20 protein-coding genes are annotated in these 22,313 nt (G+C 68.3%); 8 read left to right on the forward strand and 12 right to left on the reverse strand.

Translation table 11 applies throughout. From position 1 onward, the window contains the following. Positions 1-13: 13 nt before the first annotated feature. The 3 genes from C8D87_RS20755 to C8D87_RS20765 form a co-directional block, all read right to left on the reverse strand. Positions 14-556: an SUKH-4 family immunity protein gene (locus C8D87_RS20755; RefSeq protein ID WP_112227986.1), complete on the reverse strand. Its 543-nt coding sequence runs from the start codon at positions 554-556 to the stop codon at positions 14-16. Beyond that, a complete protein-coding gene (locus tag C8D87_RS20760; RefSeq protein WP_112227987.1) occupies positions 553-3,714 on the reverse strand; it encodes a phage tail protein in 3,162 nt (1,053 codons plus the stop codon). Before C8D87_RS20760 ends, C8D87_RS20755 begins: the two co-directional genes overlap by 4 nt. A 639-nt stretch (positions 3,715-4,353) precedes the next feature. Then, entirely contained in the window at positions 4,354-5,145 is a 792-nt protein-coding gene (locus C8D87_RS20765) for an alpha/beta fold hydrolase (RefSeq protein WP_112227988.1), read from the reverse strand. Between the two features lie 208 nt (positions 5,146-5,353). Here C8D87_RS20765 and C8D87_RS20770 point away from each other — a divergent pair, with 208 nt between their 5' ends. The 4 genes from C8D87_RS20770 (at position 5,354) to C8D87_RS20785 (ending at position 9,678) form a co-directional block, all read left to right on the forward strand. Next, a complete protein-coding gene (locus C8D87_RS20770; RefSeq protein WP_112227989.1) occupies positions 5,354-6,787 on the forward strand; it encodes an MFS transporter in 1,434 nt (477 codons plus the stop codon). A gap of 100 nt (positions 6,788-6,887) precedes the next feature. Next, positions 6,888-8,285: an MFS transporter gene (locus tag C8D87_RS20775; RefSeq protein ID WP_215732404.1), complete on the forward strand. Its 1,398-nt coding sequence runs from the start codon at positions 6,888-6,890 to the stop codon at positions 8,283-8,285. A gap of 18 nt (positions 8,286-8,303) precedes the next feature. Next, a complete protein-coding gene (locus tag C8D87_RS20780; protein WP_112227990.1) occupies positions 8,304-8,882 on the forward strand; it encodes a TetR/AcrR family transcriptional regulator in 579 nt (192 codons plus the stop codon). A 151-nt stretch (positions 8,883-9,033) separates the two neighbouring features. Next, a complete protein-coding gene (locus C8D87_RS20785) occupies positions 9,034-9,678 on the forward strand; it encodes a DedA family protein (protein ID WP_109637704.1) in 645 nt (214 codons plus the stop codon). A gap of 14 nt (positions 9,679-9,692) precedes the next feature. On the opposite strand, the gene C8D87_RS20790 is transcribed toward C8D87_RS20785, so the two are convergent. The 3 genes from C8D87_RS20790 to C8D87_RS46995 all read right to left on the reverse strand — a co-directional run bounded on the left by C8D87_RS20790 (position 9,693) and on the right by C8D87_RS46995 (position 12,247). Next, complete coding sequence (locus C8D87_RS20790; RefSeq protein WP_112227991.1) at positions 9,693-10,295, reverse strand: class I SAM-dependent methyltransferase; 603 nt, start codon at positions 10,293-10,295, stop codon at positions 9,693-9,695. Further along, positions 10,282-11,796 carry an MFS transporter gene (locus C8D87_RS20795; protein ID WP_112227992.1) on the reverse strand — a complete coding sequence of 505 codons (1,515 nt, stop codon included), beginning with the start codon at positions 11,794-11,796 and terminating at the stop codon, positions 10,282-10,284. Before C8D87_RS20795 ends, C8D87_RS20790 begins: the two co-directional genes overlap by 14 nt. 289 nt (positions 11,797-12,085) lie before the next feature. Continuing rightward, positions 12,086-12,247, reverse strand: coding sequence for a hypothetical protein (locus C8D87_RS46995; protein ID WP_215732405.1), 162 nt, complete (start codon positions 12,245-12,247; stop codon positions 12,086-12,088). A 172-nt stretch (positions 12,248-12,419) separates the two neighbouring features. Here C8D87_RS46995 and C8D87_RS20805 point away from each other — a divergent pair, with 172 nt between their 5' ends. Continuing rightward, positions 12,420-12,701: a hypothetical protein gene (locus C8D87_RS20805; RefSeq protein ID WP_170166491.1), complete on the forward strand. Its 282-nt coding sequence runs from the start codon at positions 12,420-12,422 to the stop codon at positions 12,699-12,701. 95 nt (positions 12,702-12,796) lie between these two features. On the opposite strand, the gene C8D87_RS20810 is transcribed toward C8D87_RS20805, so the two are convergent. Beyond that, complete coding sequence (locus C8D87_RS20810; protein ID WP_112228262.1) at positions 12,797-14,443, reverse strand: helix-turn-helix domain-containing protein; 1,647 nt, start codon at positions 14,441-14,443, stop codon at positions 12,797-12,799. A gap of 314 nt (positions 14,444-14,757) precedes the next feature. Between C8D87_RS20810 and C8D87_RS20815 the strand changes: the two genes are divergently transcribed. Next, positions 14,758-15,147: a hypothetical protein gene (locus tag C8D87_RS20815; protein ID WP_112227994.1), complete on the forward strand. Its 390-nt coding sequence runs from the start codon at positions 14,758-14,760 to the stop codon at positions 15,145-15,147. Between the two features lie 572 nt (positions 15,148-15,719). Here C8D87_RS20815 and C8D87_RS20820 read toward each other — a convergent pair. From C8D87_RS20820 to C8D87_RS20830, 3 genes are all read right to left on the reverse strand, one after another. After that, a complete protein-coding gene (locus tag C8D87_RS20820) occupies positions 15,720-16,745 on the reverse strand; it encodes a LacI family DNA-binding transcriptional regulator (protein ID WP_112227995.1) in 1,026 nt (341 codons plus the stop codon). Positions 16,746-16,777: 32 nt separating this feature from the next. Further along, positions 16,778-17,566, reverse strand: a complete 789-nt coding sequence (locus C8D87_RS20825) for a carbohydrate ABC transporter permease (protein WP_215732406.1) — start codon at positions 17,564-17,566, stop codon at positions 16,778-16,780. 95 nt (positions 17,567-17,661) lie between these two features. Next, complete coding sequence (locus tag C8D87_RS20830) at positions 17,662-17,967, reverse strand: ABC transporter permease subunit (RefSeq protein ID WP_215732434.1); 306 nt, start codon at positions 17,965-17,967, stop codon at positions 17,662-17,664. Between the two features lie 268 nt (positions 17,968-18,235). On the opposite strand from C8D87_RS20830, the gene C8D87_RS20835 reads away from it, so the two are divergent. Further along, positions 18,236-19,045: a PucR family transcriptional regulator gene (locus C8D87_RS20835; RefSeq protein ID WP_170166511.1), complete on the forward strand. Its 810-nt coding sequence runs from the start codon at positions 18,236-18,238 to the stop codon at positions 19,043-19,045. Positions 19,046-19,641: 596 nt separating this feature from the next. Here C8D87_RS20835 and C8D87_RS49215 read toward each other — a convergent pair. Together C8D87_RS49215 and C8D87_RS20845 are read right to left on the reverse strand one after the other, a co-directional pair. Next, the gene (locus tag C8D87_RS49215) at positions 19,642-19,863 is read right to left on the reverse strand and encodes a hypothetical protein (RefSeq protein WP_170166512.1); all 222 of its coding nucleotides are present in this window, start codon (positions 19,861-19,863) and stop codon (positions 19,642-19,644) included. Between the two features lie 113 nt (positions 19,864-19,976). Further along, positions 19,977-21,599 (reverse strand): SpoIIE family protein phosphatase, encoded by a 1,623-nt coding sequence (locus C8D87_RS20845; RefSeq protein ID WP_112227998.1) that lies wholly within the window; start codon positions 21,597-21,599, stop codon positions 19,977-19,979. 417 nt (positions 21,600-22,016) lie between these two features. On the opposite strand from C8D87_RS20845, the gene C8D87_RS46025 reads away from it, so the two are divergent. After that, a complete protein-coding gene (locus tag C8D87_RS46025; RefSeq protein WP_170166513.1) occupies positions 22,017-22,160 on the forward strand; it encodes a hypothetical protein in 144 nt (47 codons plus the stop codon). The last annotated feature ends 153 nt before the right edge of the window (positions 22,161-22,313 follow it).

Raw genomic sequence — 22,313 nt, forward strand, 5'->3', positions numbered from 1 at the left:
GTGGCGCGCTCGGTCAGAGCCGCACCTCGCCGATGCAGCGGCGGATGATCCAGCGCCAGTCGGCCTCGGCGATGGCCCCGTCAGCCGCCCGGTAGTGCGCGACCAGCCGCTCCTCCACCCGGTCCAGTTCGTCGTCCGGCGTGTCCGCTGACACGTCGAACAGGGCGGTGCGAAGCCGGCAGAGGAAGGTCAGCAGCAGTTCGAGGTCGGCCGCCGCGTGTGCGGACGTGTCCGACCCGGTGGGAGCGAACCGGCACTCGCCGGTGCTGCCGTTCAAGCAGATCGAGGCGGTGTCGGTCACCGCCACCAGGTAGTCGCCGGCCAGCTCGGCCGGCGTCTGTTCGCCGGCTCGAAACTCCGCGAGCGTCTGCATGGGCCCCTCGACGCCCTCGAAGAACACGCAGCCCACCACGCTCTCGGGAAAGCCGATCTCGGTCAGCACCCTGCGCGCCACCGGATCCGTCAGGCCGTCCGGCAGGTCCCCGGCAGGCACGGCGGTGATGTCGTCCCCGGGAAAGGCGGCCGCCACCTGCTCGCGCTTGAGCCCTGTGCTCATGGCCCGACCAGCTCCTTCTCCGCCTCGGCAAGCCACTTCTCGAGCTGCGCGGCACGGCGTTCCATCATGCGCTTCTGCTCCGCGCTGAGATTACCGGTGGTGGCCGGGTCCATCCGTGCCAGCGTGAGCACCTCGACGCCGACCTGGGCGTTGCGGAGGACCGCGAGTGCCGCCTTGGCCTGTTCTTTGCCCCGGTCCACCTGCTGCGAGCCGGTGGACGGCGTGGCAGGCCGGTCAGCCTCCCTGCCCCACATCCGGGCCTGCGCCGGAGACGCGGAGAGCATGCCGTTCTGCTTCAGGTTGTCGTACGCCTGCTGCTGCGTGGCCGCGTCGGGTACGACGGTCGGCTTCTCCTTCTGGCCGCCCTGGTACGCCCGGCCGAAGTGCGCCGTCGCGGTCACCCGGCAGCCGGCTGCGCGGAGGTGGCGGACGAACTTCGCCACGTACTCCGCGCAGTTGAGGCAGCTGCTCGCGGACACGTCCAGTTCCAACCGGCAGTTGTACTTCACGTCCTTCGGCAGGCCGTCGAAGACGGTGAAGAACTTGGCGATCACCATCTCCTCGGCGTGTGCGCCCTCGGCGACGCCGATCTCCTTCTGCGGGCCGCGCAGTTCCTGGCTGCGCGCGTCGCGGTACTCGGTGGCCTGGGCGTCGTAGGTGAAGAGCCCTCGCGACCAGGTCGGTACGTCACGGGGGTCCTGGCCCTCCGCAGGCACGCTCATCGCCTGGTTGAACGTGAGCATGGTCTGCTGGTCCACGATCACCGCGACCGGGCCGGTGCTCTCCGTCGGGTTGATCTTGGCCTCGACCGAGAACGCGTGCGGGCCGGCCGGGACCAGGCGCAGGCTGGTGACACCCTTGTCGCGCCACTGCCCGAGGACCTCGCCGAGCACCGCGTGGGCCCGTTGCGGCGGGACCGAGCCGGAGGTGAGCCGCTGGTGCGCGGCCTGCGAGGCGGCTTTCGCGATCTTCGTTTTGTCCGCAGTGGACAGATCCCTGGGATCCACCTTTCCGCCCTTGGGCTTGGCCTTGCTCTTGAGCTTGGCCCAGATCTTCCTGCCGAACGCGACGACCTTGCCCACCACCCAGTCGACGGCCTTCTTCACCGGCTTGGACAGCGCCTGGAAGAACGACTTGACCTTGTTCGCGATGCCACCGATCCCGAGGATCGCGGCGAGCGCGCCGATGAGGACCGGGATCGACTTGGCCAGGGCCGACTCGATGAGCTTCGGCACGCCGCCCGCGCCACCACCGGCGATGGCTATCACCGCGTCCAGCACCGCGTTGACGAACTCGGCGATCTGAGCGCCGCGTTCGACGATGAACGTGACGATGTCGATGATCATCTTGCAGGCCTTGATGAACGCCGACGCAGGATTGAGCAGACTGACGATCCACGTGATGCCGGCGATCAGCACGGTCGGGATCAGATACTGACTGATCTTGCCGAACAGGTTCTCCTTGAGGTCGCCGACCTGCTCCTTGATCTCCTCGGTGACCCCGGCGACGCCCTCGTTCTGGAGTTTGGCGGCCAGCGGCACACCGGCTTCCACCGCACCCATCGCCTGTGCGGGGATGCCTTTCGCGATGATCCGGCCGCGGATGGCGGACCAGGTCAACCCGAGCAACGACGCGATCATGCCGAGGATGCCGCGCAGGTCGAACCTGGCGGGAAGCTGGAGTCCTGCACCGGACATGGCGCCGAGGAGCCAGCCGATCAGTCCCTTCTTCAGGTGGGCGCCGATGTTGGTCAGGAAGGCCTGCAGTCCGGCACCCACCGCGGACACGAGGTGGCCGAGGAACCCGATGGGATCCTTCAGAATCGCCATGACCGCCTGGGCGGCCTTCGCCAGAACTCCCAGCAGCAGGTCCTTCAGCTGCAGGATGGTCTTGATGACGCCGCCGACCGCGTCGACGGCCTTGGCGATCAGGCCCTTGTTCTTCTCCTTCTCGGCCTCGATCTCCGCATCGACCTCCTCGAGCGCGTCGTTGTACTTCGACGCGAGAGTGTCGACGAGCTGTTTTCCTTTGGCGTCAACGGATTCGGTGAGCTCGTCGAACCTGCCCGCGAACTCGCCAGCGGCCTTCTTCCCCACCGCTCGCAGATCCCGGGGCAGCTTCGCCACCTCGGCCTGCAGCTGCTGCCGGCCGGTCGCGATCCGCTGCTTCGCCCGGCTCAGCTCACCGCCGATCAGGTCCGCCACGCCGGAGATGACCTGCTGCATCCGGTCGACGTAGCCCTTGCGGGCGGTGGCGAAGATCTGGCTGGCCTCTTCCGGCAGCCCGGCGAACTTGTCCTTGAGCCACCGGCCCTTGCCCAGCAACCCCGAGTACCGCTTGTCCTTGTAGTCGTCCATCCGCCGCTTGTGCTCGGCGGTGAACGCGTCCCGGGCGGCCTTCTCTCCGGCGCCGAACTTCTCGTCGACCTTCTTGTCCAGCCCGGACAGGATGTCCTCGACGTCCTTCTTGGTGGCGTCGAAGACCTTCTGCAGCGTCGCGGTGACCTGCGCCCGCTTCTGCTCGTCCGCGGACCTGGCCTCCTCCTTACCGGATCCGACCGCCTGCCCCGCCTGCTTGCGGTCGCCGGCCATGGCGGTCATCGCGGCCGCGCCTTGCTGTCCGGCCTGCGCCTTGGCCGCGTTCAGAACCCGGGACTCACTGGCACGCACCTGTCCGGGCGCGGTCGCGGCGTGCTCCTCACCGGCCTTCTTCTCCTTCAGCGCGCCGGTGAACTCCGGCTCGTTGGACTTGGCCAGTTGCTCCTCGGTGACCTGTGCATCGGCCATCTGCTGGTCGACCTGCTTCGGCCCGGCCGAGAAGTCGACCGCGGCGGCAGGAACCTTGTCCGGCACGGCCTTCGCGGCGTCGGGCGTGCCGGGGGTCGCCGGGGGCTTGTCCTGCTCCAGCGGTGTGACTTGCTTCTCCTTGGCCGCTGAGGTGTCCGGCGCCGCCTTGGTGGAGGTCTCGATCGCGTTGGCCGACTTCTTCCTGCCATCGGTGACCTGCCCCTGCACCTGTCCCTTGACCGCGTCGGCCTTGCCCGACTCGCCGAACTTGTCGGCGTCGTCGAGGTTCTTCGGCGCCTGGGCCGCGATCGCCTCGTTCACGGCCCGGACGAACGCCGCCTTGTCGAACTCGCCGGGCTTGGCGGCGTTCATCTTCTCCGCGTTGGCCGCCTTGCCCTGCGCCTCCTTGTCGTCCTGCGGAGGCTTCGCCGCGCCCTGCGCCTTCGACGCCTCCGACGACGCCGGAGGTGCGCCGCCATCGCCCTCCGCTTGCCCGCCACGTCGGCCTTCAACGCGGCGAACTTCGGGTCGGACATCGGCCCTGGGCGATGCACCGGACCGCCGTCGGTTGCCAACCGCTGCACATCCAACGCGTCGGCGGTCGCTGGGGCAGGCGAGCCTCGGGGCGTCACGAAACCAGGGGGATGTGGCTGCGGCCGGCGATGGGTCAATGCGGCCGCCACGGCCCGGTTGCCCGCACCCGCCTGCATCCGCTGCACGCCTGCCCTGCTCAGCGGACGCGTCGCGGGCGTCGCGGTGGTGCCCGGTTCGGTCGCGGCCGGACGCGAGGCCGAAGCACGCCGCGGCGGTTCACTCTGGTCCTCGGCCGGCGCCTTCATCTCGGACCTCCTACCGGGTCCGTTCGACGATCCTGCCCGAGAGGACGCGCGACAAGCGCTGCGTGCCCCGGCTCGCGGGCGGCGGCGCCTGCCCGAAGGGGCAGCCGGGGGTTGCAACGCTCAGGTGTGCAGCCGAGCGTGCTGAGTCGACTGTCCGGCTTTCGGCGGCGCGCTACTGGCGAGACAGGAAGCCGGTGATGCGGCTCGTCCAGGTCTGCACGTCGGGGACCGTGGTCGACACGTGCAGCGTCGACTCGGGCAGCAGTTCGTGGAGCCGTTCGGCGGTCGAGACGGGGTGCAGCGGGTCGGTGTCCCAGGTGAGGATGAGCGCCGGGTGACGCAGGGCCGCGATCTCGTCCGGTGCGGGGAGATCCGACTCGCCGATGCCTCGCAGGATCGGAGCGAGCAGCTCGTCCGGGATGTCGGGCGTCAGGTCGAAGGCCGGGTAGTCGGCGAAGATCGGCAAAGGCTCCCTCCTCGCCCACTCCTGCCGCCAGTGCGCGGCGCCGCGGGATTCGATGATCTCCGCGTTGTCGGTGTACCACCGCCTGGCCTGGTTCGGTCCTTCCTCCCACGCCACTGGAGGAATGATCAGCACCAGACGGCGGAAGCGGTCGGGTTCGGCGATGGCGGCGCGCAACGCGACGTCGCAGCCCAGCGAGGAGCCCATGAAGTCGATCGGCTCGTCGATGTCGAGGTCGTCCAGCAGGGCGAGCAGGTCGAGGGTGAAGTTCTCGAAGCGGTAGTCGTCGGCGACCGGGCGACCGGTCGAGTTCCCGTGGCCGCGCTGGTCGTAGGTCAGCAGCTGACGATCGGCCGCCAGGGCGTCGAAGTCGAGGAGGTGGAGGCGGCGGACCGCCTTGCGGCTGAGGAAGACGCCGTGGGCGTACCCGAGAAGCGCCCCGGATCCGCTGAGCTCGTACGCGATCTTCGCGCCTGCCCTGGTGACGTACTGGTCCTGCATCGCTGCTCCTTCAGTGCGGATTCAGACGGCAATCCTTTATACCCATAGGGGGTATGGGTGTACAAGCCTCGTGGTGTTGACACCCCCTGGGGGTATAGGCGTAACCTCCTCGCCGAGATACCCCCAGGGGGTATCGAGATGGTGCACCGGTACCACGGTGGCGGCCGTGAAGGTCATCACCAGCCCCCTATCGGTATGGAGTTCAGAAATGTCCAACGTGGATCAATCAGCCGGGCGCAGGTGGTGGGCGCTCGCCCTCATCGCCGCGGCACAGTTCATGGTCATCATGGACACCTCGATCATCGGGGTGGCCCTGCCGCGGATCCAGGCGGATCTCGGCTTCTCCCAGGAAAACCTGTCCTGGGTCTTCAACGCCTACGTCGTCGCCTTCGGCGGACTGCTGCTGCTCGGCGGCAAGCTGTCCGATCTGCTCGGTGCCCGCCGCATGTTCGCCACCGGCTGGCTGGTGCTTCTGGCAGGCTCCGTCGTCGCAGGTGCCGCGGGCGAGATCTGGGTGGAGCTGCTCGGCCGTGCGGTGCAGGGTGCCGGAGCGGCGCTCATCGCACCTTCGGCCCTGACCCTGCTGATGATGCTGTTCGGCGGCGAACCGGCCCAGCTCGGCAAGGCGCTCGCGGTCTACGGGGCCGCGGCTCCGGCCGGTGGTACCGCCGGCGTCTTCCTCGGCGGCGTGATCACCGAGTACCTGAGCTGGCCGTGGGTGTTCTACATCAACGTGCCGATCGCGGTGATCGCGCTGATCGCCATCCCGGCCCTGATGCCCGCGGGTGCCGTTCGGCGCGGCTCCACCGACCTGCTCGGCGCGATCACGGTGACGGCAGGCCTGGCGGTGGCGGTCTACGCCATCGTGCGTGCTCCCGAAGCCGGATGGGCCTCGGCCGAGACGATCGCCGGCTTGGTCCTCGCGGTCGTGCTGCTGGGAACGTTCCTGGTCGTCCAGGTCAGGCGGAGGTCTCCGCTGGTGCGGCTCGGCATCTTCCGCACACCGCAGCTCGGGGCGGCGAACATCGCCCAGCTCCTGCTCGGTGGTGCGTGGATTCCGATGTGGTTCTTCCTCAACCTCTACCTGCAGCAGGTGCTCGGCCTCGGCGCCTTCGCCAGCGGCTCGGCGCTGCTGCCGATGACCACCGCGATCATGGTGCTGATGGTGGTCGTCGCGCCGCGGCTCACCGCACGGTTCGGCGTCAAGCCGATGGTGGTCACCGGGCTCGTCGTGCTCGCCGCCGGTCTGGGATGGCTGGCACTGGCGCGCCCGGACGGCAACTACTGGGTGGACGTACTGCCTGCGTCGCTCGTGGCCGCCACCGGCATGGCCCTGGCGTTCATCCCCTCGCTGGGCACCGCCATCTCCAGCGCCCGCCCGGAGGAAGGCGGCCTCGCGTCGGGCATCGTCAACACCAGCTACCAGATCGGGTCCGCGCTCGGCCTGGCCGCGATGACCGCCCTGGCCGCCTCCTACGGCGCCGACCGGCTCGGTGACGCCGATGCCTTGACCAGCGGCGTGTCCGCCGCGTTCATCGGTGCCGCCGGCATCGCCGCCGCGGGCGCGCTCATCGCAGGCGTCACCCTGCGCGGCCGCCGTGCGGTTGTCGCTGCCGCCGAGCGCGAGTCGGCGAACGTCTGAATCGCCCAGTCGCCGCGATAAGTCGAACATCACTGTTCGACTTATCGCGGCAGCATGTCTAAGCTAAGTCGAACAGTGATGTTCGACTTAGGGGGTCGTCGTGAGCCTGATAGACGCTCGTACTCGTTGGTGGGCATTGGGATTGCTGTCGCTGGCGCAGTTCATGGTGATCTTGGACGTGACGGTCGTGAACGTCGCTCTGCCGGTGATCGCCACCGAGCTGGAGCTCGATCGAGCGGCGCTGACGTGGGTGGTGACCGCGTACACGCTGTGCTTCGGCGGCCTGATGCTGCTCGGCGGCAGGCTGGCTGATGCGGTGGGCAGGCGCCGCACCTTCCTCATCGGCCTGACGGTGTTCACGATCGCTTCGCTGGTGTCGGGGTTGGCGTGGAGCGCGTCCGCGCTCGTGGCGGCCCGCACCGCGCAGGGCATGGGTGCCGCGCTGCTGTCGCCCGCAGCGCTGTCGATCGTCACCACGACCTTCCACGGGCCCGACCGCAACCGCGCCCTCGGCGTGTGGGCGGCGATCGCCGGTGCCGGTGCCGCGGCCGGTGTGTTGTTCGGCGGACTGTTCACCGCGGGGCCGGGCTGGGAGTGGGTGTTCTTCATCAACGTGCCCGTCGGGCTCGTCGTGGGGTCGCTGCTGCCACGCCTCGTACCGGCGGGCCGAGGTGGACGGTCCCATGTGGACCTGCCCGGAGCGCTGATCGCGATGACGGCGGTGGGAACGTTGATCTACGGCCTGGTGCGGGCCGGCGACACCGGGTGGAGCGGCGGCAGCACGCCTTTCCTTCTCGCGGCCGGGCTGGGGTTGCTAGCCGTGTTCGTGGTGGTGGAGCGCCGAACGGCAGAACCGTTGGTGCGGCTGGAGTTGCTGACACGGCGCCCTGTGGCGGCCGGCAACATGGTGATGCTGGGAGCGTCGGGTCTGCTGCTGGCCAACTTCTTCCTCAACTCCCAGTACCTCCAGCACGTGCTGCGGCTCGACGCGCTGGAAACCGGTCTGATCTTCCTGCCCGTGGCGCTGGTGATCGGGGTGGGCACTCACCTCGGCGTGCGCGTCGTCGCGCGGTTCGGCGGGCGTCCGGCCGTGGCCGTCGGATTCGGTCTCGCGGCCGTTGGAGCGGTGCTGCTGTCACAGGTGCCCGTCACCGGAAACGCCTGGAGCGCGGTTCTTCCCGGCTTCCTGATCTCCGGTCTCGGACTCGGGGCAACGTTCGTCACCGCCACCACCACGGCGATGGCGCACGTGGAGCCGCACGACGCGGGCACCACCTCGGGGCTGATCAGCACCGGACACGAGCTCGGCGCCACGCTGGGCATCGCGTTCGTGGCCACGATCGCCTCCCAGAGCCTGCGGGGGAGCGGCCCGGTGAGCGGGTTCGGCGCGGCCTTCACCGCCATGGCGGTCGCGGCGGTGCTCCTCGCGGGCCTGACTGCCTGGCTCGTTCCCGCCGGCCGCCCGCCCGCCACCGACGGACCGGTGTTCGCGCACTGACGCCCGTAGGCTTCGGTCGTGGCCACCACGGAGACCCGGCGCCGCGCCGACGCCGAACGCAACATCGCCGCCATTCTCGACGCCGCCCTCGTCTGCTTCACCGAGGAGCCCCAGGCGAGCATGGCGGCGATCGCGCGCGCCGCGGGCGTCGGCCGGGTCACCCTCTACGCCCATTTCCCGTCCCGCGAAGTCCTTCTGGCGGCGGTGCTCGACCGCACGATCGCGCAGGCGGGTGAAGTGATTCGTGCGGCCGCACCTTCGGAAGGACCTGCCACCACGGCGTTGCGGCGCCTGCTGCGGTCGTCGTGGCACGTTCTCGACCAGCACCGCCAGCTGTTCGACCTCGCCCAGCGCGAGCTCGGCTCACCGAACCTGCGAGAACGGCACCGTCAGGTCGTGGACCACGTCGAGGACCTGCTGGTGCGGGGACAGCAGGAGGGAGTGTTCCGGACGGATCTTCCGATCACCTGGTTGGTGACCACCGTCTACAGCCTTCTGCACGCGGCCGCGGAGGACGTCAACACCGGCCAGTTGCGCGCGGACGAGGCCGCCGAGGTGCTGGAAGCGACGTTGCTGCAGGCCCTCGAGTCACGCTGACGCCGGCCACCTGACCGGAAATCGTCCACAAATCGGGGTTCCCCCTTAGTCCTGAGGTCTACTGCCGGTTCAGACCACGGGCCGATGTGCGAGCTGCACCGGTTCCGGTGAACTGTCCCGCACGTTCTGTTGTTCCTACTGGGGAGAGTTCATGGCCTTCTTGACCGATGCCCTCGAAGGGCTGGCCGGTCTGCCGCAACCCGCCGTGGTGGCGGTGACGGGTGCGTTGACGCTGGCGGAGTGCACGCTCGGGGTGGGCTTCCTCGCGCCGGGAGAGAGCGCCCTGCTGCTGGCCTCGACGACGGTGACGAGCGTGCCCCGGTTCCTGGTCATGTGGCTCGTGGTCACGGTGTGCGCGGTCGCCGGCGACAGCATCGGCTACTTCCTCGGCCGCCGTTTCGGTGACCGTCTGCGCGACAGCAAGGTCGTCCGCAAAGTGGGGCAGCAGCACTGGGACAAGGCGGGTGAGCTGTTGCGGCGTCGCGGCGCGTGGGCGGTGTTCGTCGCCCGGTTCATGCCCGTCGTGCGAACCCTGGTCCCGGCGTCGGCGGGTGCGTCGAAATTGGAGTACCACCGGTTCCTGCCCGCCTCGGTCGCGGGCGCGGTGTGCTGGTCGGCGCTGCACATCGGCATCGGCTCGGCGGCGGGTGCCTCGGCGAAGTACATCGAGTCCGTGTTCAACGGAGCGATGTGGGTCCTGATGGGCGTCGCGGTGGTGGTCGGCGTGATCGTCGTGTTGCGACGCCGCAGGCAGGCCACCGCGGTCGAGGCGAGGGAACTGGAGGAAGTCGCCTGAACTCTGCCTCAGCGTCACTGCTTCCGGTAGATGAGGCGGATGTTCTGCGGACCGGCCGAGGTCCGGCGGCGTTCGAAGAGTTCGTCGAGCAGGGCGATGACCGGGCGGCGGCGATGCCGGGTGAACACGGGTCGCCACAGGAACAGGACGAGTTCTCCGCCCGGCCGAAGCACACGGTGCGCCTCGCGAACGGCTGCCAGCGGGTCGGGCATCTCCTCGAGGCTGTAGCCGTAGAACAGGGTGTCGGCCTGGTCGTCGGCCAGCGGAAGCTTGCAGCCGTCACCGGCCAGAAAGGACACCCGCGCACCGGGCACGTCGTCCAGCTGGTGCTGCAGTGACCGCATGGCCGACGGCGACGGGTCGAGGGCGATCAGAGTGTTCTCGCTGCCCAGATGGGCTTTCAGTGCAGTGGTGTAGAAGCCGCCCCCGCTGCCGACTTCCAGACAGACCGTGCCGGGCCGGCGGCTGATCGCACGCAGGTCGTAGCGGGGCAGGTCCCATCCGAGGACCATGCGCAGGACCGGGCTGCTGATCAGCCGGTACAGGCGGTCGGGTGTGCGCCACCCGCCGCTGACACCCGGGTGTGTCGTGCTGGTCTTGAGATCAAGGTCGGTCATCGTCGTGTGGTTCCTTCGTTTTGGGCAGCGCACGTGCCGCGGCGATCGTGGCGAGGACGAACAGGACGGCACCCACCGCCAGCGCGGCTCGCAGGCCGGTCACGAACGCCTCACGGGCTAGTTCGAGCAGTTCAGAGCCCTCTTCGGGTGGTAGTCCCGCAGCAGCGGCGTTCGCCTCGGTGAGGCCATCTCGCGCTTGTGCGGCCGTGCCGGGAAGGCTGGCAGAGTAGATCAGGGTGGCGATGCTGCCCAGAACCGTGACACCGAGCCCGGCGCCGAGCTCGTAGGCGGTCTCTTCGACAGCAGCAGCCGCGCCCGCCTGCTCTGCCGGTGCGGCGGCGAGCAAAGCGTCGGAGGCGGCGGTGAGCGAGATCGAGACACCGAACCCGGTCGCGGCCAGCACCGATCCGAGCAGCCACAGGTTCTCGGTCACCGTCATACCCGCGGCGGCGGCTGCCAGGGCCACCGCACTGACAGCGAATCCGGCGACCGTCATCCGGCGATTCCCGAACCGCTGCAACAACGGCGCGGCGACGACACTGCCGATGACAGCCGAGACCATGACGAACATCAGTCGCAGCGCGGCGGGCATGGGTTGCAGCGCGAGCACGAGCTGGAGGTACTGGGCGAAGAGCAGGCCCAGACCGACCAACGAGGTCATGACCAGCAGAACACTGCCGACCGCGACACTGAACGCGCGGTCGCGAAACAGCGCCACGTCGAGCAGCGGGACGAGGAGTTTGCGTTGCCGCCGCACAAATGCGACGAGCAACAGGCATCCGAGCAGCCCGGCAACCGGGCCGAGCACGTACATCGCGCCGCCGTGCGGGGTCTGCTTGATCGCGAAGGCGATCCCGATGACCCCCAACGCGGCCAGCGCCGCGCCGAGCACGTCCCACGGCCCGTCCGGCGGGTCCGCGGACTCCGGGATCAGCCAGTAGGTCAACGGAACCGCCACGACCATCACCGGCACGTTGATCAGGAACGCGGCGTGCCACGAGAACGTCTCCACGAGGAAGCCGCCGAGCAGCGGCCCGAGCACCGCCCCCGAGCCGGCCACTCCACTCCAGATGCCGATGGCCCTCTGGCGTTCGGCGCGGTCGGGAAATGCCTGGCGCAACAGCGACAGCGTGGTCGGCATGATCATCGCGCCGCCGACGCCGAGCGCGGCCCGCGCGGCGACCAGCACCGCGACGTCGGGTGCCCACGCGCAGGCGAGTGAGGCCAGCCCGAACACGACGTACCCGAGCACCAGAATGCGACGCCGGCCGTACCGATCGCCCAACGTGCCGAAGGCGAGCAGCAGGGGCGCCGCAACCAGCGAGTAGACAGCGATGATCCACAGCTGACCGGTGGCGGTGGGCCGCAGGTCCTCCGCCAGCGCGGGCAAGGCCATGTGGAGCACGGTCGCGTCCACGGACACCAGCAGCAGGCTGGCACACAAGATCGCCAGTACGAGCCAGCGCCTGCCCACCAGCACCTTGGAAGGAGGAATCGTCACAACCAGCTGGCCTTGCGCAGATCGCGGAACACGGCTCTACTCTGACCGATTCCGGTTCGCGGCACCTCATCCTTCAGGCGCTCGTAAATCATCCTCTGGTCGTAGAGGGGCAGGTCCGGCCGGCCAGTCCCGCACAGCCGAAAGCCGGTATCGGTCGCCCGGTCGGGTTCGGCCCTGCTGCAGGGCCGCGACCGCGTCCTGATCGCGCAGGCGCCCTCACCCCGAGAACGCCGACGCCCGGGACAGCCGTATGGCGCGCTCCGAACAGCTGCCCACATCGGATGACCTTTCATTGGCGCGGCAAAGCCTTCTCCGAGTACGCGGGTTGGTTCTCGGCGACGGAGCGGTCACCTCCTCGGCGGTCGTCAGGCTCCTGTGCCGACTCCTCGGGTTCTCCGGCCGGACGCAGGGCGACCGCCAGCACGGCTGCCGCGAGGAGTGCGATGAGCATGATCCAGACCGCGCCGACGTGCCGAGCCCGTTCCGCGGAAACCCGTGCACTGTCGCAGCGCCTCCCGGACATCGCTCAGCGAGGGTTCGATGGCGCCTCGATAGGCGATCGACAAGATCGTGTCGCCATGGGCAGATATGCCCTCGGGCGCATTTGCGGTCCGAACATTTTCATGCCGTCTCTGCCTGTCCAGATGGGCAAACCGGTGGTCGCGACCGAGTTCCCGCACGCCGTCGAGTTGCTGGCGGACGGGGCCGGGCTGGTGGTGCCGCACCGCGATCCTGCCGCCATCACCGTGGCGCTGCGGAGGGTGCTGACCGAACCGGGACTCGCGTCCGGGATGAGCGACCGTTCGGCGAGTCTCGCCCCGGCACTGAGCTGGTCGGCGGTCGCGGGCCGGTATCGAGGCCTGGCGGAGCACCTGCTCGCCGCCCGCGTCGCCGTGACCGCGTGACCCGGCCCGAGTTTCACCCGTCTGGCCCGGCTCAGCGACGACACGGGCCTGTACCGGTCGAGCAGACGGTGCTCAAGGCCTGCGAGATCGGCTGATCAACGCAGCGTTACCCGGCTCGTCGCGAGGAGAACGGGTTCTTCGCCAACCGTGACGGTGCCGCCAGGACGGAGAGCCTCGACCTCGCCGTCCAGGCGGCGCAGTTCCTGTACGCGTGGGCCGATCGTGGTGGTGGCGGTTCCCCTGTCGGTCCAGCGAATTGTCGCGTCGTAGCTCTGCTCGGGGTCCACCACCGTGAACTCGCACTGCCAGACGTTCTCCGGCAGGTTCGCCGTGATGCCGTGACCGCAGGAGCGGACGCTGGCGTTCTCCAGCCAGTGTTGCAGTCGTTCTACGGCTAGTGCGGCGCTGGTCGGCACTCCTCCCACGGGCTGCAGCACGATGGGGATCTTCACTCCGCCCCAGTTGTAGAAGTACATGCGTTCGAGGTTGGCCTTGCGCGCGTAGATGCCCGTTAGGAAGAAACGCACGGCGTGGTTTCTGGCAGTGGCCTCGTCGAGGCGGTCCTGCGTTGCGATGGAGTACGTGGTGCCGGTGCTCCACAGCCTCGGGTGGATGCCGGCTTCGTGCATGATTCGGTCGATCGACGTGACGATGTCGAGCATCGTCTCGGGTGGGTCGGACGGCCGGCGCTGGAACAGCTTGATGCTCGCGACGTCGCAGTGGTCGTAGCCGCCGGCCTCGATGAAGCCCTTGAGGAAGGAGATGCCGTTGGGACTCCACAGCTCTCCCATGCCGGGGCAGAGCACCGTCGCCTTCGGGTCGGTCGCGCGGATGATCTCGCGGGCCCTACGCGTCATCTCGGCGAGGGTTTCCGCGCTGCCCGAGTAGAACCGCCGGTCGTTGGCCAGCACCCACAGCTCGTAGGCCTCGATCCGGCCCCGGTACCGGTTCACCAGGGACTGGATGAACACGTCCCAGTCGGCGAGGTCGGTGGGTGGCGCGGAGGTGCTGTCGGGGTACGGAGTGGCCGGTCCGCCGCTGGGATTGGCCCACTTGGGGGTTCCGCCGAAGACGAAGAGTGGCGGGATGCCCGCGGCTTCGGCGCCCTTCACCAGGCGGTCCAGCGTTGTCCAGTCGAACTCGCCGCGCCGCCGTTGAATCTCCGACCAGCGGGTTCCACCGTCCCAGAAGCGCGCGGCGCCGACGCGGAAGGCGGGCATCGCGCCCGTGGCGCTGTTGATCGTGACGCCGAACAGCGTGCTCGGCACAGGAGTCGGCGGCAGCGCCCACGCCGGGCCGACGACCCACTGGTCCGACGCCGGGGCGGGGTTGCCGGCCGAGTGGGTGCTGGCCGAGCTCGACACGAGCAACGCGGCCATCGACGCGGTCACGGCGGCCAGCGCGAGCGGGCGCTTGGAGCGGACGGAGCTCGGAGGCGCCGGTGAGGGCGGGGGTTCGGCCGGCTGGTTTTTCTCCTCGGGCGTGCTGTCGTCGGCCTCGGCTGCAGCGCGCAGCCACAGGCGGTGCAGCTGGGCCATCTCGGTGCGGTTCGCGCCGCACGTCAGGGCGATGCGTTCCACTACCGCGAACTCCCGCGGCACCGTGGCGCCCGTGCAGTAGCGGTGCACCGCGGACTTGCTCAGGTGGGCCTTCCTGCCGATGCTCTCGTAGCTGCGACCGCTGGCCAGCTTGAACCGTTCGAGCTGATCTCCGAATTCCCTGGCACGCGGACTGATGGTCATGATCTCCCTGCTCATCATCGACCGGCTCTGCGTATCAGTTGTAGCGCCGCTCCTGGTGCGGCACGTACGGATTTGAGACGAGTTCCGCCGATCGCGCCGCAATTTGTCAGGTGCCACCCGCAGTAGCGGACACGTGGCGTGGAATTGTTGCCGCGGTCCCAGGCGTCCCACGCCGTCCAAATCGGCGCTGCTCAGGCACCGTCCCGCCGTCCCAGCGTCCCGGAAGCCGGGGAGATCCTTGCCGCTCGCGATTCGGCGGCGGCACGGTTGGTTCAGGAGCGCGGAGAAGCGTTTCTTCTCTGAAGGGGGATGTAATGATCAAGCGACCACTCGCGGCCACCGTCGCGATCACCGCGGGACTGCTGCTGGCCGGTTCCGGCGTCGCCGTGGCCGATCAGGGGACGGCGGAGGACAGCCCGCCGATCACGGTTCTGTGCACGCTCGGAATCTGCGGCGACATCTACAACGACGACAACAACCAGAACCTGCGCATCACCAGGGACTGGCCTTCTCGCAACCAGTCGAACTCGTGGGTCGTGCTGCGGCCTGGTGAGAGTTCCGACGACCACGGGGTCAAGGACGCCGACGGGTTCTACATCGCGCCTGGTTGCCGAGGCACGGTCGCCTTCGTCCAGAACGTCGGGCCGGGGTGGCACCGGGTGCACGACCACCAGGACATTCACCTCACCGACATCGTCTGCTGACCACGAGCGCCCAACAGTGACTCCTGGTGGAACGGATGCCATCGCGCACCGTTCCGCCAGGATTCGCCGTTGCCAGCCGGAAACCGGCTATTCCATGATTCTCAAATTCAGGAAACTCGAAAGCCAGCTGGTCGAGGTTGTCCAGGCCCCGCCACGATGCGCTGCAGTGGTTCCCGTGTCTCCCGCTGCTCACCGCGGTCGACTTCGTGAAGTTCATGATTTGGCCGACGTCGTGGAAGTTCGTGCCAGGGACCTTGACCAGCACATCGATCCACCGTCGCCGCGCTTGTCGGCGAGGCGAATCTTTTGAGCATGTGGGTGGTTCTTCAGAAGCAGGAGGATCGACACGATCAGCTCGGTTGGTTCGGGGAGCAGGCGGTCCCACGGGTCGGCTGTCGAAGTCATCGGCGTCCACTCTCGCCTCGTCTGAATGGCCTGCTCGCACGTGGTGTAGGACGCGGACGGTGGCGGTCAAGCCGAGGATGGACCGGGTTCGGCCGCGCTGGCGTGTTTGGACAGTCGTGGGTACCTGCTTTCAGAGAAACGAGGAGGTCAGACGAAGGACTGGGTGGCTACCGGCGGCGCCCCGACGGAGGAGCCGTGCTCTCCCTGATGGCGATGGGAGGCTCCAAGGTCTCCAGCGCGAGAGGCGACTCGCCGTTGAGCAGTGCCAGCAGCTGGGCCGTGCCGTGCCGGCCGAGCTCGGCGAAGTCCTGGCGCGCGGTGGTGAGTGCGGGGATGAACATGGAGGCGAGCGGATGGTCGTCGAAACCGGCGACGCTGATGTCCGCCGGCACCCTCAGCCCGGTGTCGTGGATTCCGCGGATGACGCCCATCGCCGTCTCGTCGTTGCCGCAGAAGATCGCGGTGACGGCGGGATCCCGGGCCAGGCGCACGCCGACCTCGTAGGCGGTCGTGATCTCCCAGGAAACGTCTTCGATGGGCGGGATCGGACTGCCGTGGCGTTGCAGCGCGACCCGCCATCCGGTGGTCCGGCCGTCCTCCTTGCCCGAGGGCGGGATCCGCACGTGGTGGACGGTGCGGTGGCCGAGGCCCAGCAGGTGCTCGGTCAGGGCGGCTGCGGCCCCGGACTCGTCCAGCACTGCCTGCGGGACGCCGGGCTCGGGGATGCCCGAGAGCGCCACGGCCGGGACAACCGACTCCAGGGCCTTGAGCGCACCGACCCCGGGCGGGTCGAACTTGAGCACGACGACGCCGGCGACCGACTGCCGCAGCACGGCGTCGGCGGCGGCCCGGACGTCCTCGGCGCGCTCGCTTTCGACGACCACGATGATGACCACGAATCCGGCCGCGCGGGCGGATTCCTCGACTCCCCGGATGGCCTCGGCGTAGCCGTACCGGGAGGTGTTGGCGGCGACGATCGCGATGGTCTTGGAGTGGCGCGAGGCGAGGACCTGGGCCGCGGCGCTCGGCCGGTACGCCAGTTCGGCGATCGCGGCCTCTACTCGCCGGCGACGCTGCTCGCTGACCCGTGCCGCGCCGGTGAGCACCCTGGAGACGGTCGGCACGGAGACGCCCGCTACCCGCGCGACGTCGGCGATGGTGGCGGGCCGGTTGACGGGCGTCGGATAGGACATGGGTTCATTATGGGAGCCCGCTTCGAGACGGCTCACTTGACGGCTCCGCTGGTGATCCCGGCGATGATCTTTCGCTGCATCACGACAAAAGTGATCAGCAGTGGCAGGCTCATGAGGATGATGTAGGCGAAGATCAGGTGCCAGTTCTGCAGGTAGAGCCCACTGCTGGCGACCTGGTACAGGTTCAGCGGGAGGGTGTCGATGCGCCCACCGATGACGAACAGGGCGTAGAACACGTCGTTCCAGACGTAGAGGCAGATCAGGATCGTCGCCGTCGCGATGGTCGGGCCGAGCAGGGGCAGGATGATGCGGAAGAAGACGCGGACCGGCCCCGCTTCGTCGACCCGCGCGGCTTCCTCGAGCTCGACGGGGATGGTCCGTATGAAGCCTGTGGTGAAGAAGATCACCGTGGACATGTACATGCCCATGTACACCCCGATCATCCCGACCGCCGTGCCGGCGAGTCCGAGCTCGCGCAGGAGCAGCACCAGGGCCACCACGGCCGGGGGCAGCACGATGCCGCTGATTCCCAGCGCGTAGACGAAGGCGATTCCCCTGCCGCGGCGGCGGCCCAGGACCCAGGCGGCCATGGACCCGAGGATGAGCACACCGGCCACGGACACGGCCGTGATGAGGACGCTGCCGAGGAAGGCCGGGATCATGCGGCCCTGGTCGAACACCGTCGCGAAGTTCCCGAACAGGTGCCAGCGGGTGGGAGGCGCGAGGTTCGGGTTGAGGGCCTCGGCCTGGTCCTTGCCGGCGGTCGCGAGGACGAGCCAGAACTGGACACCCAGGAGCAGCACCACAAGCGCGATGGCCACCGCGGGCTGGATGAGCCGCGTGAGCCTTTTCCCTCGTCCCAAGCCATGCCGCGCTGAGCTCGTCTTGGTGGCGGACGGTGATGCGGTCGCGAGGGTCATGAGAGCACGTCCTCTCGCTTGCGCAGCAGCTTGATGACGGGGAAGGCCAGGAGCGCGACCATGAGGAGCAGCATCAGGCTCATCGTGGTGGCCTGGGCGAACAGGCCCTGGCCGAAGGTGCGGAAGACGAAGATGTTGAGCAGTTCGGTGCTGCCGCCCGGGCCGCCGCCGGTAGTGGCCTGGACGATGTCGAAACCGTTCATCGATCCGAGCAGTGCGGTGGCGACGTTGAGCGTGACGGCCGGGGCGAGCAACGGGAATCGGATGGTGGTGAAGGTCCTCCACCAGCCCGCGCCGTCGATGCGGGCGGCTCATGCGCAGACGCGGCACCGCCCAGTCAACGCGCTGCACGTGAGCAGCCGTCGGGCCTGAAGGCACCGAAAGCCGATGTCGATGATAGCGCTTTCAGGCAACTGACGTCGCAGATTTCGAAAATGGATGAAATCCCGGCCGGTGCGTGGTCACGGGGGAGTGTCGCGGATACCTTGCCGCCATCTGAGGCGCTTGGGCGTCTTCGTGACGTCCCGCCGTTGGATCACGTCGGAAGGCGGCAGTATGACAATCCATGATGTGAATGCCAGATGCAGCGACCGGTCTCGGCTGCTCTCGCAGATCCTGGCCGACGATGACGGTGACGGTGACGCCCACGAGGCCGAGCGCGTGCTCGGTCTGCGGCAGTCGGACTACCACTGGGCGGTGGTGCTGCGCTCGGCGCCTGGTTGCGGGCTCGCGGCCGAGGACCTGGTTCGCGTCGCACAGACCATCAACCGGGAGACCGGCGGGGCACGCCCGCTGGTCGTCGTCAACCGCGGTCGCGAGGTGTGGACGTGGACCCAGGGGACGCGGCCGCCGGAGCCGGAGGCCCTCGCCGCGGTACGAACTCGACTGTCGGCGGTGGACGGTCTACAGGTCGGTGCCGGGCCGGTCGCGCAGGGAACCGCGGGTTTCCGCCGCAGCCTGCTGGGTGCGCAGGCGGCGCTGCACAGTGCGAGTACGCACACCGGGTGGTACGCGTACGAGGACGTCTCGGTGGTCTCGCTGCTCGCCAAGGACGACGACCGCACGCGGTGGTTCGTCGCGGACGTGCTGGGCGAGTTGGCGAGCACCGGGCCGTGGCACGCCATCCTGCGCGAGACCCTTCGCCTGTACCTCGCCATGAGGCGCAGCCGGCAGCAGGTTGCCGCTGCCATGTACATCAACCGGAACACCGTCGCGTACCGCGTGGAGAAGGCGACCCGGCTGCTGGGCCGCGCGATCGACGAGGATGCCTTCGAGGTGCGGCTGGCCCTGGAGATCGTCCGAGCCCGCGGTCAGGACCGGCCGTCCGCACCGTCGCCGGCCGATGACATTCCCTTCTCCGGCTCGCCTGGCGCGGCGTGACTTCGGTACTCCCACAGGGCGGACCGCCGACGGCCGGTGAGCAGCCAGGCCGCATGCAGCAATGAATCAGCCTTCGTCGAGGTGAACTCGGCGAAGGCTGACTCGTTGCTCGAATCAGTACGCATCACGCCTCCGCACTATGACGACCTGGGCCACAGCCAAGGTTGACACGGGTGGGAAGAAACCTCCCGCCCGTGCCCACCTGTCAGGGCATGACCGGCCAGACCCTGAAGTCGTCCCAGATGGTCTGCCAGTCCTGGAAGTACATGACTCTCAAGTTGTCCCCCACCAGAGATGACGCCTCGTGCGATCGCACGGTTGTCGGTGGTGAGGCCGTACACCGGGCCTCCGCTGTCAGCGAAACGGACCGCGAACCCTCCGCTGTCGTTCCGCGCCGCCACCAGGTCAGTGGCGCAGAACCTGTCGCCATCGGAGTCCACGTCACAGACCTCGCGCATGAAGTTCGGCTCGACCCTCAAGCCACACACGTGGGCGGGTCCGGAACTCGAGGGCTTCCTCACGCAGTTTTGTCAGCACCGGAATCAAGCCCTGATGTGGATCGGTTGCAACCGTCGCCTGGTAGGGCTTGTAAACGACTATGTCCGCAACGGCATCACCAGCCTGTTCACCGCGTTCGACATCGCTGACGGCAGGGTGATCGGCGAGTTGCACCGCCAGCACCGCGCCGCCGAGACACCGGACAGCTGGCCGACCCCCTCGCCGGACGGAGACCCCGGCCGGCCGGACTGCGCGGCGGACGTGGGGTGCTGCTGGTCAACCAGTTCGCCGATCTCGTCCGCGTCCACGCGACCCCGCACGGCACCACCATCTACGCCTTGCTCCGCCCGGCAGCCGGGACAACCTCGGGCGACTAGGCTTTCCCAGGGAAGGTGACTTTTCGCAGCAGGCCCTCCATTCCTCGATTCAGCGTTCAACGGCCTGGTCTGTGGCGGAGTGCGAGTACGCAAATGTCGTCGCGAGCTTCCTGTGGGGCGACGGCGTTGATCACCGCCGGCACGAGGTGGTCAAGGCGTTCGGGCAGATGCGGTGCTGTCACGGCGTCGCACAGGGATTGGATGCCCGTGTCGATGTCGTTCTCGCGGTGTTCCACCAGTCCGTCGGTGTAGACGACCAGCACGTCATCCGGTCGTAGCGATGTCTCGAACGTGACGTAGTCGGCAGACCGCGCGGCTCCTGTGATCAGCCCGTGCCGGTGTGCCATCGGACGGGCGATGCCGCCGCGGACCATCAGCGGGTGGGGGTGGCCGGCATTGGCGTAGCGGAGAGTGCCGTCGCTCGGGGTGTACACGCCGTAGAACACCGTGGTCATCGTCATGTCGACGCAGGAGCAGACGAGCCGGTTCAGTTCACCCAGCACGCGGCCGGGAAGCGGGTTTTGCATCGCGTAGGCGCGGAGCGCGCTGCGGACCCCGCCCATCGTGACCGCGGCTTCGACGTCATGGCCGATCACGTCGCCGACCGCGATCGCGAGCCTGCCATCAGGCAGGGGGAACGCATCGTAGAAGTCGCCGCCCACTCCAGCCGAGCTGTTCGCGGGCTGATAGGCAGCCGCCAGTTCCGCGCCCTCGACGTCGGGGATGCTGGGTGGCAGCAGAACCCGTTGCAGCTGCAGCACGATTTTCCGCTCGTCCTTCAGTTGCGCCGTCATCTCATCCGCTCGTACCACGGCAGCCCGCGCATCGGCCTCGGCGGTACGTCGCGCGGTGCGGTCGACGCACATGCCGCGCAGCGCCACCACGGTGCCGGTGGTGTCCGCGACCGGTTCGACGATCGACGAGAGCACGACGACACGTCCGTCGGGCGTGCACAGCCGGTACTCGGTGTCCGGTGCCGGTGCGTGCCCGGTCAGACCGGTGAAGGACGCCCGTGCCAGGCCGAGGTCGTCGGGGTGCACGAGTGCAAGAACTTCTTCAAGGGTGCTCGGGGACTGGGTGACACCGGCGATGCGGCAGAGGTTGGCCGACCACACGACTCGTCCGCTGCGCAGGTCGAGTTCCCAGGATCCCGTGCCCCCGGCGCGTTGTGTCCGATCCAGTCGATCGGTCCACTCGGCGTGCAGGCGCAGTCCTTCGAGCTCGACGACCTCGTGGGACTTGGTGAGGTCCTGAACCGTGATCACGGCGGCGATCACCTCGTTGTCGTGATCGCACAACGGGAACAGGTTGAGCAGGAGCTGCTTGGTGGTGTTTCCGACGTCGGCACGCGTCTCGAGGTCACGGTGTACGGCGCCGGTCCTGAGCACCTCGGCGACGCGGGATTCCACTGCGGCCGCGTAGGCGGGTGGAACGACTTCGTTCATCGTTCGCCCGACGTGGTCACGGGTTGCCAAGTCGAGCACCGACGCGAACTCCGGGTTGGCGTAGAGGAAACGCATCTGTTCGTCCACCACGGCGAAGCCCACGGGCGCTCGTTCGAGGACCGCCGTGATCTCCAGCAGCGATCCACCGGAACCTGCAAGACCACGCGCAACGTCGATGGTGCCGGCAGGCGCACTGTCGAGGAACTCCGCGGCTTTCCCGTCCACGAACCACATAGCTGGTCGTTCCTCCTGTCTCACCACACAGGCCCGGCTCCGAATCCCTTGGCATGGCACTACTTCCGGCAGTTCTCATACCCGTCTGAGGGTGCGGGTAAACACAGCGTTCCGTCTGACGGCGGATCACTTCAGATCCGGAGAAGACTCTCGTCGCGCACTTCCAAGACCTCAGGAGCGGAAGACCACGGCGCACGCCACCAGGTGACGTGTACCATTGACACCATCGGGGCCTGAGTTCGTCAGATGTTTCCCGAATCCCTAGCGCCGTGCGGCTGCTCCGGCTTACTCGCCGTGTGCACGCACGGGACGCAGAGAAAGTCGGAACCCATGCAGACCCACAACGATTCGCGTTACGATCCGCCCGGCCACAGCGCAGGTGATTCCCGTGTTGAACCACCTGACGGAACGCGTCCAATGAGCGCGTTCCCGGCGGACGGGCTCTTCAGTCATCCGGACATGGATCACCTCGACACGAGGCGGGGCTCGCTGCCCGACGAGGACCAGCGGTCCTACACCAACCTGTTCCACGAACCGGCTGGCGCTGTAGAACACCAGTAAGCGGGCACCGCCGCTACTCACGCTTCCAACTGCGCCTGGCCGCCCGCCTCCGCACCCGCACCCTGGTGAACCGTTTTCGCGAACATCGTGCTCTTCACGGCACGTCGGTAGTCAGCCGGCGCGACGACCTGATGCGGCAGCAACAGCTCGCTT

The sequence above is a fragment of the Lentzea atacamensis genome (assembly GCF_003269295.1).
In the GTDB taxonomy this organism is placed as follows: domain Bacteria; phylum Actinomycetota; class Actinomycetes; order Mycobacteriales; family Pseudonocardiaceae; genus Lentzea; species Lentzea atacamensis.